This window comes from Escherichia sp. AM3 (assembly GCF_032029835.1).
Classification (GTDB): domain Bacteria; phylum Pseudomonadota; class Gammaproteobacteria; order Enterobacterales; family Enterobacteriaceae; genus Escherichia; species Escherichia coli.
In genome coordinates this window covers 1-263 of sequence record NZ_JAVUPQ010001047.1, presented here as the reverse complement: position 1 = coordinate 263, position 263 = coordinate 1, and the positions used below count along the sequence as shown (strand labels likewise).

At 57.4% G+C, this 263-nt stretch carries 1 protein-coding gene; it reads right to left on the bottom strand.

Translation table 11 applies throughout. The features are described from left to right. The coding region (locus RTW80_RS29630; protein ID WP_312721704.1) for a DEAD/DEAH box helicase family protein at positions 1 to 263 on the bottom strand (263 nt) is incomplete at both ends.

The following is a 263-nucleotide window of genomic DNA, read 5'->3' as shown; positions in this document are numbered from 1 at the left end:
ATACTCCACCGCGTTTTCCGGGAAGAATTCTTTCATCTCACCATACAGCTGCGCCGCCAGCGTTTTGTTCGGCGCGAGAACCATCGTCGGACGCTGGAGATCGGCAATGACGTTGGCAATGGTGAAGGTTTTGCCCGAACCGGTAACCCCCAGCAGGGTCTGGTGCGCCAGCCCGTCCTCCAGCCCCTCTTCCAGGCGACGAATAGCCTCGGGCTGATCCCCGGAAGGACGGAAAGCAGAATTCAGTTTAAACGGTTTACTCA